This window comes from Nostoc sp. DSM 114159 (genome assembly GCF_053470285.1).
This window is the reverse complement of sequence record NZ_JBPFEH010000001.1, coordinates 5,506,288-5,520,279: the sequence shown is the minus strand read 5'-3', so window position 1 is coordinate 5,520,279 and position 13,992 is coordinate 5,506,288. Positions and strand designations below refer to the sequence as shown.

Genomic DNA, 13,992 nt, shown 5'->3' with positions numbered 1-13,992 from the left:
TCTCCTTCCCCAAAACCTGACAAGTATTAGAGACTTCCAAATAAAAAAATATACAACTATTTATTGTGGGGTGGGCGTCTCGCCCGCCCTATGGACTGGGACGAAAAGCCGGTCCAGTCCATAATATTGGATAATTTATTTCTTGGAGTTCCCTTAGTTGTAACCGAACTCTGAGATGCGATCGCACCTCAGATTTTCCATCAGGTACACTTTTATAAAGACTCGATCCGTTCTACGCCACCCCATATTTCAAAGAATCGTTGAGTTTCAGCTTCTATTTCGGAAATTGTTTTTGGCTGTCCATTCCCAGAACCCGGAAAAACAATATAAATGATATCCTTGGGAATTCCTCGCTTGACTCTTGATTGTACTAATGGATCGTTTCCAACAGCCTGAGACAAAGCTATTGAACCCTCTCCAATCTGGTTTTTCGGGCCAACATCAGCATAAATTGCAAAAGCGAGTTTTTTGTTGTTACTGTTGTAAACAACTGCCAAATCTCCTAATTTAACGCCTGTAGCTTTTCTAAAACCATCATTTCCTGGAAGAACAATATACGGAATCTTTGTTGAATCAACATAGCGACGTGGATCTTGTTTAGCAAATCCAGAGTCGCATAATGCAGTTGTAGAAATATAGTATCCAGGATATGGATCGGTACTGCCTTGAATAAATGGATTGCCGTTTTTATCTACAGCTAGTGCCCACCAGTTATCTGAATACCCAGCATTTGCCAAAAAATCAATCCCTTTATCTGCGGGGTGATAAGCATTAGGCGCACCATCAGCATTAATGCTCATCCCTGCTTCATAGAAAAATGCAGATTCTCCATTCGCCTGGAGAATAGGAATTTCACCAATTTTCAGAACGGTCTTAATAGAAAATTTTGTGACTGGACTCAGGAATTTTTGAGCGACAAAACCTTCTAAAGTTTTTCCTTCAATAATAGTTGCAACCTTCCACCACTTTTCATTATCCGAATTTTGAATTTTAGATACAATATATCCTTTTGAAAGAGATGCTAATTGATTAGCTTCATCAACAATCGGTGCTGAACGTATATTCAAACTATCTGAGATTACTTGAAATTGCTGCATAAATTACTCCAAATTGAAAAGTTGAACTCATCAAAATACATTAAAAAAATCAAATTTGGTGCTGATGTGATTGCTAATATCTAGAATTAAACTCTGATTTTCCTGCTTTGAAGCAAGGCAAATACACGAAAAATAACTTCTGCAACGCACCCTAAATCTAAATGTCACTTACTAAATCGCTGGATTTAGATCCCCAACTGCTTGCAGACATCTGGAGAGTAGAAGTTGGGAATCTGGGCAGCAATTTTTGCCTAAGAAAGTACCATTCCACCCTAAAGCCGCCTTTGACTGGACAAAAAAATTTCAACAAATGTGAGTATGCGAACATCTTGGGAACTATAGAAGCAAATCAAATCAGCACAACTTTCAGCTTCCAGCAATGAAGACTCCCTATCTCGGCAAAGCTAAGGCGTTCCCATTACAGATTGTTCTTATTGTTCCCTTCCTGATCCAAATTTTTGCAGCGGTCAGCTTAGTAGGTTATTTGTCTTTTAAAAATGGGCAAAGAGCAGTTAACGACCTAGCCGAACAGTTGATAAATCGCACCAGCGATGTAGTGGATGAACACCTCAAGTCTTATCTTTCCATTCCACAAACCCTTAATCAGATCAACGCAGATGCTATTCACAGGGGACTATTGGATGTGGGCGATCGCCAAACCCTTGGCAAGTATTTCTGGGATCAGATGCAGGCTTATGACCTAACTTATATTGGTATTGGACTAACAACGGGTGAGGGGCTGGGAGTCGCTCGTTATGATGGCAAAACTATTACCATTGATGATTGGACTGCCAAGCTTTCCAATAATACTTTCACTTATGCCACAGACGATCGAGGTAATCGAACTCAAATAAATACCCGATGGACTTGGAACAATTTTACTGAATCTTGGTATACCCAACCCATCGCCGCTGGTAAACCTATTTGGGCAAAGATTGTAGCTGGAAATTATCCCACTGGCCCCTACATTGCCGCCTCTGCTAGTCGTCCGATTTATGATTCGCAAAATCGCTTATTAGGAATGATTGCAACAGACATTCACCTACTAAAACTCAGCGATTTTTTACGCAGTTTGAATATTAGTCAGTCTGGGCGAGTGTTCCTTTTGGAGCGGGATGGCACATTAATTGCCAGTTCCGGTACAGAGAAGCCTTTTGTCGTGGTCAATCAACAGACCCGGCGCTTGCACTCGATCGATAGTTCTGACCCAATCATCCAGAACGTTGGCAAACATTTCCAAACTTCTGGGTTTGGGTCTATTACCCAAGACACAGATTTTCAAATTGAGATGGAAGGAAAACGGCATTTTGTCCATGTTTTACCTTGGCGTGACAAATATGGTTTGAATTGGCTGATGGTAGTGAGTGTGCCAGAAAACACATTTATGTCCCAAATTAACGCCAACACGCGCACCACGATCGCTCTTTGTTTTGGCGCATTAGTTGTTGCTTCTGTGATGGGCGTGTTTACCTCCCATTGGATTGTCCGCCCGATTCTGCGCTTGAGTTGGGCAAGTGAGGCAATGGCGTTTGGTAATTTCAATCAGACATTAAAAACTAGTTCCATTCAAGAACTTAATACCCTATCTAACTCTTTCAACCAGATGGCAGGGCAATTGCATGAATCCTTTACTGCTTTAGAGAAAAGCAAAGAAGAACTAGAAGAACGGGTAGAAGAACGCACCACTGAACTTAAAAATGCATTGGGAGAATTGCAGCGTACTCAATCTCAAGTTGTTCAAAGTGAAAAAATGTCTAGTTTGGGACAACTAGTTGCTGGAATTGCACACGAAATTAATAATCCGGTTAACTTTATTCATGGCAACCTCGCCCATGTGCAGGAATATACTCAGGATTTATTAGCACTGATGCAGTTGTATCAGCAATATAATCCCTACCCTGCTGCTGAAATTCAAACCGTTGCTGAAGACATCGATCTAGAGTTCTTGCAGTCAGACTTGCCAAAAATGTTGTCTTCAATGAGAGTAGGCACCGATCGCATTCGCCAAATTGTACTGTCGCTGCGGAATTTCTCTCGCATCGATGAAGCAGAATTTAAACGGGTCAATATTCATGAAGGCATCGACAGTACTTTGATGATTTTGCAGCACCGCCTCAAAGCTAAACCAGAACAACCTGAAATTCAGGTGATTAAAGACTATGGCACTGTACCCCTAGTAGAATGCTATGCCGGACAACTCAATCAGGTATTTATGAATATTTTAGTAAATGCGATTGATGCGTTAGAAGAAAATAATACTAAACTTACCTATGAGGAAATTAAGGAAAATCCCAGTCAAATTAAAATTCGCACATCGGTAGTTAATTCAACGTGGTTAGAAGTGGCGATCGCTGATAACGGAGTTGGTATTTCTCAAGAATTTCTGCAACGAATATTCGATCCCTTTTTCACCACTAAACCCGTTGGCAAAGGAACCGGAATGGGTATGTCCATCAGCTACCAAATTGTCACAGAAAAACATAACGGTAAACTGGAGTGTTTCTCAACTCCTGGAAAAGGAACCGAGTTTATCATTCAGATTCCTCTGCGGCTAAAGAATGGTTGAACTATGAATTATGGCTGAGGTATGGGGGCACAGGAAGATGTAGAGAGTTTTGAATTATACAGCAGATTTCAAGTTGAGGAGGGGTGTACTTCATTGACTTGTAAACTGCTGTAAGTAACAATACCTTTGCTAATTTACGAAGCTTGAGCAATAATTTGCTGTTTAGGGCGATCGCGATTTTTGATAATACACCAACCAATCTTGTCACTTCGCTGCTATAGATATTGTTCGCTCAAAGGATATCGGAGAATTTATCTATTATAAAGTTTTTTTGTTGGTTAGAGAATATACAAGTTTTGGGCGCGAACAGATTATACAGTTGAACAGATAGTTAAAGTCAGTAGTTCTGTTTGTTAAAAAATCTATGCACATACATCAGGTGATTGAAACCTACGATCGGGGATCGATGGATTATGACGCAATTATGAAGCGTTACTGGCACATTGAGCGCGAACCCTTAATTGCCTCCTTGCAGCTCAAACCAGGACAAACCGTATTGGATGCTGCGGTAGGAACTGGCCTTAATCTTCCAGCCTATCCTGAAGGTGTAAGTGTCGTTGGTGTCGATCTTTCTGAGAAGATGATGGATGAAGCACGTAAAAAGCGCGTATCCGCAGACATCACCTTTAAGGTATCGGATCTCTGCAATCTGGATTTTCCTGATAATAGTTTTGATGCAGCAGCATCGGGATTTACCCTCTGTGTCGTTAGCGATCCAGTCCGCGCCCTTGCAGAGATCCTGCGAGTTACTAAGCCTGGTGCCTTAATTGCCATTCTCGATTACTGCAAATCACAAGATCCAGAGATTCAGAAATGGCAAGAGTTGATATTTGATTCAGCTTCACAGCTAGGCTTCCCGACTGGCAAGATCAAGTGGGATGCATTGATGGATTATGACAAATTGATTTACAACAGCAAGCTTACCATTGAAGTGCTTGCAGACGATCGCATAGAAAATCCAAACCCGTTTTTATGTGGTTGTCAATTACTGCTGAAAAACTCAAAAGTTTAAAGACAACAGTATCGCACTCTTGTCCAATGAGTGCGATCGTAGTATGTGTGTTATTACTCAAAATTTTGGCAAATTGAAATAAAAGCGATGCTACAAAATTAAGAAGATTTTGGAAACCAAGCTTAATAATTAAGAAGTTATAGCATCCTTAATTTAATAATCATTCTGGATTCTGACTTTTGATTCCTGAATTCTTACATTTCACAAGTGATTTTGAAACAGTTCTAAAACATGTTGCCAAGCATCAGGAGCCGCTTCAGGATTATAACTTGGGTGCTGTTCCATAAATGGGTACTTGTCTTTGAAGAATCCGGCGAAGAAACCGTGTCCGGCATCGTATCGAAATACACGATGATTAATGTGATGTTTCTTTAATTCTGCTTCAATTTGCTCGTTTTCTTCCTGTGAAACTAATGTATCTCTTGTACCAAAAAATGCATAAATAGTACCTTTAATTTCCGAGGTACGATTAACGGTTGGAGTGTCTTCACCATAACTAGCAGTGGTAATCCCGCCACCATAAAACGAAGCTGTGGCTTTGATATCCGGTAAAGTTGCAGCCATATAAGCAACATGACCGCCAAAACAGAAACCAATCACACCGATCGCATCATCTTTGACATTGGGTAAAGTTTTGAGATAAGTAATGGTAGCTTGAATATCACTGAATATCTCTTGATATTTTACTTGTTGATAATATTCCAACCCCAGCCGATAGGCTTCTGGACTAAATCCAACATCTTCAGCGCTAAAATCAGCCTCAAAACCCGGAGCAATACGTTGATACATTGCCGGAGCGATCGCTACATAACCTTGTTTGGCGATTAATTCGGTGATATCTCGAATATTACTGTTGATACCAAAAATTTCTGGAAAAACTATAACCGCGCCAAAGATTCCATTTTGTGCTGGTTGAGCTAAATAAGCATCGATTTTTAAGTCATTGTTAGGAACTTTGACATGGGAAGTGTGAATTTCGACGTTTGTTGTTTCTAGCATCTTTGTTTCGGCTGCTTTTATACTAACTCATTTATTTTGACTGTTTTTTGGTACCAATGGGCGATGTCTACAACAAGCAAAAACACTAGGAGTATTGCTCTACTCAATAGATTTCTTGGCATTTGTGGGGTAAAGGGTAAAGGGGAAAGGGTAAAGGATGGAATTTTCTCAAACCCAGTAACCTTTCACATGCACCCCAACGTCAAGGCAAAAGTTACAAATGCCAAGATATCTAATAGATATGATGTTTTCAGAAATTAAATATGTGCCCTCCAAAACCTTTGTTGGGGCGTAGTCCTGCTACCTGTATCCATGCAAATCAGATGGATTTCTAACTTTTGAATAGATGGCATCTCAAACTTCTGGATGATACTAAGGGTTTTTGATTTGTGCGACCTTACATAAGGTAAGCATAAAGACTCAAAATTAATAACCAAAAGAAAAAACAATGCCAGATCAAAGTTTTAGAACAGATATTCCAGAAATTGACCCAACGGAGATTGAAGATAATCGAACTGCGATCGCCGACGAACATCACTCATTTCTTGAAAAAGTTATGGTTCAAAGCGGATTTGCAGATTTGTATGATGCAAGAGACTTTACCGAAGTTGTGTATCGCGTTATGCGTGACTTAATGACTACAGACACAATCGATCGCGTCGAGTCAGAACTGCATACAGAGGCTGTGTCCACAGATGAAAAAGCACTCCAGTTAGAAGTGGCTGAACTCTGGAAAGACACCAATCCAATTGTGAGATTTATAAGTAAAATCCGTCAACCTTTAAAAGGCCCGGCTCCTATTGGAATTGATTCCAAACTATTTCTAACGCGGGTTGCTAATGAAGGAGGGGTTCCAGGATCGGTCAACGCAGAACAGGCAGTTAAAGCGGTGTTTTCTGCTACCAAAGACGAACTTTCCCCAGAGCGGATTCAGGAAGTTGCTGGCGCGCTCCCTGATGATGTACGTCAGCTTTGGGAACAGGCTTAATTAGAAAGGTGAAAAAGTCAAGTCTGTTTGCGAGTAGCGATCGCAAACAGGCTTTTTCAATAAGTTTAGCCTACAGCAAATGTATACTGCCGTACATGAGGTGCATGATATGCTATCACAATATCTTGCTTAGGCACTCCCTCGCTCACAAGTTGATCTGCGATGTCTACGACGGGCTACGCCTACGCATCCTCCGTTCCGTCATGCTGCACCCAAATCTTCCCATCCTTGATATCTATATGCAGCACACAGCCATAAATCCGGGTACTATTATCTTTCCATCCCACATGCACAAGCTGATAGTGGTCTTTTGTAGTATCAAAAATGGTTTGACTTTCTACTGGATCGCTCTTAGAACGCAACTTTGCTCGCGCCGTCAATAATTTCTGAATTAGTTCACGATACAAATTTAGCTTATCCATTCTGCAATCTTCTGTTTTTCTGTGTCATACACTAAAAGGGGAATTTTGTTACAGACAATGACCGTTTGAATAAATTTGCAGAACCTGAAAGCGATCGCGCAGTCTTTTGTAGAAAAAAGAATATATAGACTGCAAGATCGTATCACCTCACAAGTAAATCTGTGAGAAAATAATATTTTTATCTTATAGCCAGTGCAATGCCTCCGGCGGCCTACGACTTATGATTTTTACCAATTATGCCTTATAGTCAGTTTACAACTATCAGTAAAGTTAAAGAAGCTTTCGGGTTAAAAACGCAGGAAGGTGGGCGATTTATTCCTGCCACTGAACCAATTGAAGTATCTGCTACACTGACGGCATATCTTGAAGAAAGTCTGCCACTTGCTTCTTCAGCAAGTGAAAAAGCGCGTTCAGAAGGAATTATTTACCCAGTATTATTAGAAGTTAGACGAATATTAAATCGCCAAATTAGCTTATTCTCTGGAGAAGATTTTACAGTTGATGAAGCAGTTGGACTTAATGGAATGTGTGATTTTCTTTTAAGTCGTTCGCCGGAAGTTCTAGAAATTGAAGCACCTGCAATTGTAATTTTGGAAGCAAAAAAAGCTGATTTAAGAACAGGGTTTGGACAATGTATTGCAGAAATGGTTGCAGCACAAAGATTCAACGCCGCAAAAAATCGTCCAATTGCTGTAATCTATGGTTCTATTAGCAGTGGTACACAATGGCGATTCCTGAAGCTGGAGGATAATCTTGTCACTATCGATTTGACGGATTATCCCCTTCCACCTGTGGAACAAATTCTCGGATTTTTAGTTTGGATGGTTCAAAATAGTTGATAGATGCGTGGGCATCGCATTGCAGTACGATATCACCTCAGAAGCAAATCTGTGACAAAATAATATTGTTATTTTATCGCTAATGCGATGCCTGCCGGCGGGCATCGCCAACGCCTACGACCTATGATTTCTACTATCTCGCGCCGCTACAGCTTAGATGAATATCGGGCGATCGCAGAAAAAGCCGAAGGACGCAGCGAATATCGAGATAGAGAAATTGTACCCATACCTGGAGGAACGCTCAAACACAGCCGCATCGGTGGAAACATTTTGATCTATTGTTACCTCTGTGTTCCGCGATACTCAATTCGGGCCAATTAACAGCAATTTACGCCTGGGATTCCCGAACATCGACGCGGAGTATACCCAGAAGTAATGGTTTTTGACGGCGAACCGCAACTAAATGCAGAACGTTTAGATGAAGTATTGAATCCCATTTTGATTGTTGAAGTTCTATCACCTTCCACCGCAGATTACGATCGCCAAAGTAAATTTTGGATGTATCGATCAATTCCAAGTTTTAGCGAATATTTATTAGTCGAGCAGGATGAACCTTTTGTGGAACGCTACAGTAAACAAGCTGAAGGTTGGTTGCTCAGTGATTTCAGCAGCTTAGAGGTATCTATTTCTTTAGATTCAGTTGCGATCGCATTATCGATGACAGAAATTTATCGTGGCGTTGTTTTTGAGTAAATCAAGTTTGTAACGATGTATGATTTGGGAGGGGTGCATAGGTGTTGCCTGTCGTAGACATCATATAACTATTAATCTAAACGTGAGACTAATCCTTTCCCCAACTTCTGGAGCTTTCAAAATTGCGTGGAGCCACTGCTCTTGAATTTCATTTGACATATAAAGAAGTGAGCCATTAGGCAATGGGTAGCTAAACTCTATATCTTTTTTATGTTTATGACGATACACAATTGAACGCACAGATCCTAATGAAACAATTGCCACACCCGTCCCTTCAGCAAGCTCTTGACTAGAGTCAGAGTGAAAACCCATAGAAGAGTTGCCATTCGGATAATAGTTTAGCAAGCAATTATTAGGAAAAAAACCAAGAATCCTATGTATTTCTGTGCAAAGTTGCTCTATCTGGCTAGGCATAGAGGTTTGTTTATAAGAAATTTGAGAATAATTATAAGAGACACCGAAACTTGCAGTTTTGCGAGATTTCATACGCTCATCCCAAGAAACAGACTCTTTTAGATGCTGAAATAGAGTATCGGTTGAGTGGATAAAATCCGATTTGAGATAAATAGCAGGTGCGTCCATAATCAAGGAGTTAACTATATTATTACATTGTGCATAATTATTTTATATAATATTTATATTTTAGACTGTTTCATTCATACATATTTTAATACTTTCCATAACTTGACCTCCTAGCTTATTATATTGTCACATCTGTGATGCTAATACTTCAAATGCGCGATCGCCCCGTGGTTGATTACCATTTAAGAATGCTTATCTAACAACTTTTTAAATAAACTATCAGATGCCCAAAAATTGGAGAAGTATTGGAGACAATAATCATTCAGTAGCTAGTAGGTTACGAATCGCTTGAACATCTTCTTCTAAGTCTTCTTCAGTGTAGGGTAAATAAGCTTGTTCACGTTTGAGGAATTCATAAGTTTCCCATCGAGAAGATAAATTCAGCATTCGGTGAACTTCGGCGGCTCCAATGCGACCTTGGCGATAATTATCAGCTGCGATAAGTTCCAAAACTCTGCGGGAAATGTTTGTGGGCTGCACTTGTAATTGGTTGGCGATATCATCGGGGAGTTCAATGATAATTTGCATAAGTTATACTCCTTGTTTAAAAAGCGGACATATCTTTTTACCCATATTAACTGTATTTATATTTTTCCAGCGTAATTACTAAAAAACACCAATTGATTTATTTGGATGATTATTCCCTATAAATCATAGCAAAATATCTAAAATTGGTATGATTTATCAGTAAATTTAACTCTGTTTATAAACCATTTCCATTTTCAACTTCTCAACCTCTAATCTCAACTTATCATTCTCCATTCTCAACTTAGCATTTTCCTCTCTAATCAACTCAACTTCATTCCTCTTACTCAAAGCCTGATTAATTGCCAACTTTCGCATATCTAGCGAGAACCAACGTTGATAAGTTTGCGTGTGAACTTGCACACTATGTCCCAAATTATCTGCCGCCGCTTTAATTGGTATCCCCAAAATATGCGCCCGAATTGCCCAAGCATGACGTAAATCATACGGTTTAAAATCCAATCCTATTTTGCGAAACCACCAACTAACTCGCTGTGTTAACGCCGTTATCTCCGCATGATTGGTGTTATCTTTTTTAGCGATCGCACTCCTCAACATCTCCAAATACTTCGGATTTCTCAAATCAAAGTCATCAATCCATTGTCTATGTAAAGGTAATGCTTCTCTCTCACCAGTCTTACAATCTTTATCAACCTTCCATGTCAAATCTGTATTTTCTTGACTCAACCACCAATCAAGATCGGGATTAATAAAAAGTTCCCGTGGACGTAAACCAAAAACTGCTAACATTCCATAAGTCCACCGCCAAAGTTGCCAACTATCTTGAAGATTTTGATTAACTTGATTGCCTCTGTTATCCAAATAATCTTCAAACTTGAGAATTCCATCAGCTATTTCCGCATCTGTAGGAATATTGCGGGAATTATTCTCAGGCATTTTGGAATATTTAGATAAATCAATTTCGATATTGAATGTCACGCAAAATGCTGCAATCGCTCTAGCTGCATTATACTTAGCCCATTCCTTATCAATTTGTTCAATGGAACTTATCAAATTTTCAGCGATCGCTAAATCTTTAGAATTCGTAAATCGTTTAGTTCGGGAAAAATAATAAAAGAAAGTATGTTCGCTTTTTGTAGTTCGTTTATGGTTTTTAAAATACTCAGTTTCAAATCGTTCGAGTAATTCTCCTATAGTTTTAAATCCTTTTTTAATTGCCTCATTTCCTAAATATTTGTCATTCCATTCAAAAGTTTTACGAGCGATTAACTTTCCTAACTCATAAGCTTCTTCCTCAGCCGTCTTGAGTCCATCCAAGTTAGCGGGAATATTCAAACTGAGATTGTATTGCTTTCTCCCAGTACCGTTGCTATCTTTGTCTCCCGGCTTAATTGGTAACGTCGCCCGTAATTGCAGACTTCCATTCGATTCTCTAATTGTCACCTTTGCTTTTGCAGACTTCAAACGCAGATTAACTTTCTCTAATTCCAGTAGTACTTTCGTTCTCATGTGTTCTTTTTGCTGCTGTGCTTGCAGAGATGAGCAAAAAAACGGGCGATTGTTTAATCGCCTTGGCTCAGGACAACATTTAGATGATGCGTGAGTCCTGAACCTAATTATGCTGTGTTTTTAGCCTATATTTAGGCTAAAAATAAATGTGTTCTCAGAAAACAATGTTTATCGCTGACACTGTTTACTGCAAACATTAGACAGTTGAAAAGAATTAAACCACAAAAAGGATTACTCCGGCCCTTATCACGGTTATGACGGCTTCGCCATCTTCGCACGCGATATGGACTTGGCACTCAACAGCCCAACTTGGTCATTAATTGGCGCTCCTTGGAATGAAAAAGCTCAGGCTAAGAAGGCTGAAGCTAAGGCTAAGGCTGCCGTCTAGGGAAATGGGAGAGAGCGATAAGTAAGGATAACCTGGGGCTTAAAACCCCAGGGGGGAGTTGGGAATCCAAAATTCAAAATTGAAAGATTAAAATTTCTTTTGATTTTTGCATTTTGAATTTTGAATCATATTCTCACTCCCTTGTAGAGACGCGATTAATTGCCTCTCTCCCACTTCCACCTCGATTAGTAAAGAATTCAGTAAGCTTGGAGATCCAGAAATGCCTCAGAATCCAGAAAAAATTCAAGACCACGTCGAGTTATTCCACCAGCCTGAGTACCAACAGCTATTTGAAAACAAAAAGCAGTTTGAAAACGGTCACGAAACCGAAGAAGTACAACGGGTTGCAGAGTGGACAAAGAGTTGGGATTATCGTGAAAAGAATTTCGCTCGTGAAGCTTTAACCGTTAACCCTGCTAAAGGTTGTCAACCACTAGGAGCAATCTTTGCTGCTGTTGGTTTTGAAGGTACTCTACCTTTCGTTCAAGGTTCTCAAGGTTGCGTTGCTTACTTCCGCACCCACTTAACCCGTCACTACAAAGAACCATTCTCTGGTGTATCTTCTTCAATGACTGAAGATGCAGCCGTGTTTGGTGGTCTGCAAAACATGATTGACGGCTTGGCGAACTCTTACCAACTCTACAAGCCCAAGATGATTGCTGTCTGCACCACCTGTATGGCAGAAGTAATTGGTGATGACTTACAAGCCTTCATCAACAACGCTAAACAAGCTGGTTCAGTTCCTCAAGATTTCCCAGTACCTTACGCTCACACTCCTAGCTTTGTCGGTTCCCACATCACTGGTTACGACAACATGATGAAGGGAATTCTTTCTAACTTGACCGCAGGTCATAAGAAAGAAACCAGCAATGGTAAAATCAACTTCATCCCAGGTTTTGACACCTACGTAGGTAACAACCGGGAAATCAAGCGGATTGCTTCTTTGTTTGGCTTTGACTACACAATTCTAGCTGATAACAGCGACTACTTGGATTCACCTAACACAGGTGAGTTCGATATGTACCCAGGTGGTACAAAGTTAGAAGATGCAGCAGATTCAATCAATGCAAAAGCAACGATCGCTCTGCAAGCACACTCTACCCCCAAAACCCGCGAGTACATTGAAAAAGAGTGGAACCAACCAACTTCAGTTTCCCGTCCTTGGGGCATTAAGGGTACTGATGAGTTCTTGATGAAACTCAGCGAATTGAGCGGTATCCCCATTCCCGAACAATTGGAAATTGAACGCGGTCAGGCAGTTGATGCCATGACTGACTCTCACGCATGGATTCACGGTAAGCGCTTCGCTATCTACGGCGAACCAGATTTAGTATACAGCGTAGTTGGCTTTATGCTAGAAATGGGTGCTGAACCTGTGCATATCTTGGTTCACAACAGCAACGAAGTATTTGAAGCAGAAATCAAAGAATTGCTTGCTTCTAGCCCCTTCGGTCAACATGCAACTGTTTGGCCTGGTAAGGATTTGTGGCACATGCGTTCATTGTTGTTCACCGAACCAGTAGACTTCTTAGTTGGTAACACCTACGGTAAGTACCTGTGGCGCGACACCAAGATTCCCCTCGTGAGAATCGGCTACCCCATCATGGATCGCCACCACTTACACCGCTACGCCACCATTGGTTATCAAGGTGTGATCAACCTCCTCAACTGGACTGTAAATACCCTGTTTGAAGAAATCGATCGCAACACCAACATTCCTTCTAAGACAGATATTTCCTACGACTTGATTCGTTAGAAATTGCGTAGAAACACAACGTGTTAATTAAAGGGTAAAGAAGGGGAATAGGGAATAGGGAATAGGCTTGCCGTGACTTGTACTGAGCGCAGTCGAAGTAGCGTAGCCGAACGGGAATAGGGAAATATCCAAACCCAATGCCCGATGCCCAATCCCCCATCCCCAACTTTCCTTTTTCTTGATAGCATTTACCCAAGGGATTTATAAATGGAAACCATCAATCGCACTCACGAACATACTCACACTCATCCTCATCCTAATTACCATCCACCTAATCAGAAAAAACGAGGATGGTTCAACAATCTTATGAATCCGTTGCGTGGTGTAGTGGATGGAATTCAGGTTAAAAATAATCGCTTCGCTCATCTAATTTGTCAAACAATTCCTTGTTGTTGTCCCTTTGAGCGACAAATTAAATTATTTGGAAAGTGTATTGATATCCCACCACTATGTAAACTCAATCCTTTATATGACGAATTTGTAGGATTGCGTTTCCGCGCTCTATCTTACCTGACCGATGTCTGTGGAGAGGATGTCACAAAATACATTTGTTAGTCATTAGTCATTGGTCATTGGTCATTGGTCATTAGTCATTAGTCATTGGTAGAGACGCGATTATACTCTGCGAGAAGCCGCTCTTCGAGCGTCTACGCGT

The 13,992-nt window shown here is 40.5% G+C and carries 11 protein-coding genes and 4 pseudogenes; 9 read left to right on the top strand and 6 right to left on the bottom strand.

Going from position 1 to position 13,992, the window contains the following annotated elements:
• Positions 1-212: 212 nt before the first annotated feature.
• Positions 213-1,097: a glycoside hydrolase family 75 protein gene (locus ACR5KR_RS22970; RefSeq protein WP_448268128.1), complete on the bottom strand. Its 885-nt coding sequence runs from the start codon at positions 1,095-1,097 to the stop codon at positions 213-215.
• A gap of 161 nt (positions 1,098-1,258) precedes the next feature.
• On the opposite strand from ACR5KR_RS22970, the gene ACR5KR_RS22965 reads away from it, so the two are divergent.
• The 3 genes from ACR5KR_RS22965 to ACR5KR_RS22955 all read left to right on the top strand — a co-directional run bounded on the left by ACR5KR_RS22965 (position 1,259) and on the right by ACR5KR_RS22955 (position 4,675).
• Positions 1,259-1,480, top strand: a complete 222-nt coding sequence (locus tag ACR5KR_RS22965) for a hypothetical protein (protein ID WP_448268127.1) — start codon at positions 1,259-1,261, stop codon at positions 1,478-1,480.
• Positions 1,477-3,663 carry a sensor histidine kinase gene (locus tag ACR5KR_RS22960; protein ID WP_448268126.1) on the top strand — a complete coding sequence of 729 codons (2,187 nt, stop codon included), beginning with the start codon at positions 1,477-1,479 and terminating at the stop codon, positions 3,661-3,663. The genes ACR5KR_RS22965 and ACR5KR_RS22960 overlap by 4 nt, the downstream gene beginning before the upstream one ends.
• Positions 3,664-4,027: 364 nt before the next feature.
• Positions 4,028-4,675 carry a class I SAM-dependent methyltransferase gene (locus ACR5KR_RS22955; RefSeq protein WP_448268125.1) on the top strand — a complete coding sequence of 216 codons (648 nt, stop codon included), beginning with the start codon at positions 4,028-4,030 and terminating at the stop codon, positions 4,673-4,675.
• 201 nt (positions 4,676-4,876) lie between these two features.
• Here ACR5KR_RS22955 and ACR5KR_RS22950 read toward each other — a convergent pair whose 3' ends face one another.
• Positions 4,877-5,674, bottom strand: a complete 798-nt coding sequence (locus ACR5KR_RS22950; protein WP_445630340.1) for a dienelactone hydrolase family protein — start codon at positions 5,672-5,674, stop codon at positions 4,877-4,879.
• 448 nt (positions 5,675-6,122) lie between these two features.
• Between ACR5KR_RS22950 and ACR5KR_RS22945 the strand changes: the two genes are divergently transcribed.
• Complete coding sequence (locus ACR5KR_RS22945) at positions 6,123-6,662, top strand: DUF2267 domain-containing protein (protein WP_448268124.1); 540 nt, start codon at positions 6,123-6,125, stop codon at positions 6,660-6,662.
• A gap of 65 nt (positions 6,663-6,727) precedes the next feature.
• On the opposite strand, the pseudogene ACR5KR_RS22940 reads toward ACR5KR_RS22945, so the two are convergent.
• Positions 6,728-7,084 (bottom strand): annotated as a pseudogene (locus ACR5KR_RS22940) (XisI protein).
• Between the two features lie 236 nt (positions 7,085-7,320).
• Here ACR5KR_RS22940 and ACR5KR_RS22935 point away from each other — a divergent pair.
• Together ACR5KR_RS22935 and ACR5KR_RS22930 are read left to right on the top strand one after the other, a co-directional pair.
• Positions 7,321-7,923 carry a hypothetical protein gene (locus tag ACR5KR_RS22935; RefSeq protein WP_445630342.1) on the top strand — a complete coding sequence of 201 codons (603 nt, stop codon included), beginning with the start codon at positions 7,321-7,323 and terminating at the stop codon, positions 7,921-7,923.
• Positions 7,924-8,046: 123 nt separating this feature from the next.
• Positions 8,047-8,616 (top strand): annotated as a pseudogene (locus tag ACR5KR_RS22930) (Uma2 family endonuclease).
• A 60-nt stretch (positions 8,617-8,676) separates the two neighbouring features.
• Here the strand turns inward: ACR5KR_RS22930 and ACR5KR_RS22925 are convergent.
• The 3 genes and pseudogenes from ACR5KR_RS22925 to ACR5KR_RS22915 all read right to left on the bottom strand — a co-directional run.
• Positions 8,677-9,198: an alpha-ketoglutarate-dependent dioxygenase AlkB gene (locus ACR5KR_RS22925; protein ID WP_448268123.1), complete on the bottom strand. Its 522-nt coding sequence runs from the start codon at positions 9,196-9,198 to the stop codon at positions 8,677-8,679.
• Between the two features lie 258 nt (positions 9,199-9,456).
• Entirely contained in the window at positions 9,457-9,726 is a 270-nt protein-coding gene (locus ACR5KR_RS22920; protein ID WP_448268122.1) for a UPF0175 family protein, read from the bottom strand.
• Positions 9,727-9,891: 165 nt separating this feature from the next.
• Positions 9,892-11,235: pseudogene (locus tag ACR5KR_RS22915) on the bottom strand (site-specific integrase); the annotation flags it as partial.
• A gap of 178 nt (positions 11,236-11,413) precedes the next feature.
• Between ACR5KR_RS22915 and ACR5KR_RS22910 the strand changes: the two are divergent.
• The 3 genes and pseudogenes from ACR5KR_RS22910 to ACR5KR_RS22900 form a co-directional block, all read left to right on the top strand.
• Positions 11,414-11,581, top strand: a pseudogene (locus tag ACR5KR_RS22910) (nitrogenase molybdenum-iron protein alpha chain); the annotation flags it as partial.
• 220 nt (positions 11,582-11,801) lie between these two features.
• Positions 11,802-13,337: a nitrogenase molybdenum-iron protein subunit beta gene (gene nifK, locus ACR5KR_RS22905; protein ID WP_445630346.1), complete on the top strand. Its 1,536-nt coding sequence runs from the start codon at positions 11,802-11,804 to the stop codon at positions 13,335-13,337.
• Positions 13,338-13,544: 207 nt separating this feature from the next.
• A complete protein-coding gene (locus ACR5KR_RS22900) occupies positions 13,545-13,892 on the top strand; it encodes a Mo-dependent nitrogenase C-terminal domain-containing protein (protein WP_448268121.1) in 348 nt (115 codons plus the stop codon).
• Positions 13,893-13,992 lie beyond the last annotated feature (100 nt).

Bases quoted from the DNA above. Each gene is read 5' to 3' on its own strand.
- nifK (WP_445630346.1), top strand. From the start codon at position 11,802: ATGCCTCAGAATCCAGAAAAAATTCAAGACCACGTCGAGTTATTCCAC.
- ACR5KR_RS22970 (WP_448268128.1), bottom strand. From the start codon at position 1,097: ATGCAGCAATTTCAAGTAATCTCAGATAGTTTGAATATACGTTCAGCA.
- ACR5KR_RS22935 (WP_445630342.1), top strand. From the start codon at position 7,321: ATGCCTTATAGTCAGTTTACAACTATCAGTAAAGTTAAAGAAGCTTTC.
- ACR5KR_RS22925 (WP_448268123.1), bottom strand. From the start codon at position 9,198: ATGGACGCACCTGCTATTTATCTCAAATCGGATTTTATCCACTCAACC.
- ACR5KR_RS22920 (WP_448268122.1), bottom strand. From the start codon at position 9,726: ATGCAAATTATCATTGAACTCCCCGATGATATCGCCAACCAATTACAA.
- ACR5KR_RS22965 (WP_448268127.1), top strand. From the start codon at position 1,259: ATGTCACTTACTAAATCGCTGGATTTAGATCCCCAACTGCTTGCAGAC.
- ACR5KR_RS22900 (WP_448268121.1), top strand. From the start codon at position 13,545: ATGGAAACCATCAATCGCACTCACGAACATACTCACACTCATCCTCAT.
- ACR5KR_RS22945 (WP_448268124.1), top strand. From the start codon at position 6,123: ATGCCAGATCAAAGTTTTAGAACAGATATTCCAGAAATTGACCCAACG.
- ACR5KR_RS22955 (WP_448268125.1), top strand. From the start codon at position 4,028: ATGCACATACATCAGGTGATTGAAACCTACGATCGGGGATCGATGGAT.
- ACR5KR_RS22960 (WP_448268126.1), top strand. From the start codon at position 1,477: ATGAAGACTCCCTATCTCGGCAAAGCTAAGGCGTTCCCATTACAGATT.
- ACR5KR_RS22950 (WP_445630340.1), bottom strand. From the start codon at position 5,674: ATGCTAGAAACAACAAACGTCGAAATTCACACTTCCCATGTCAAAGTT.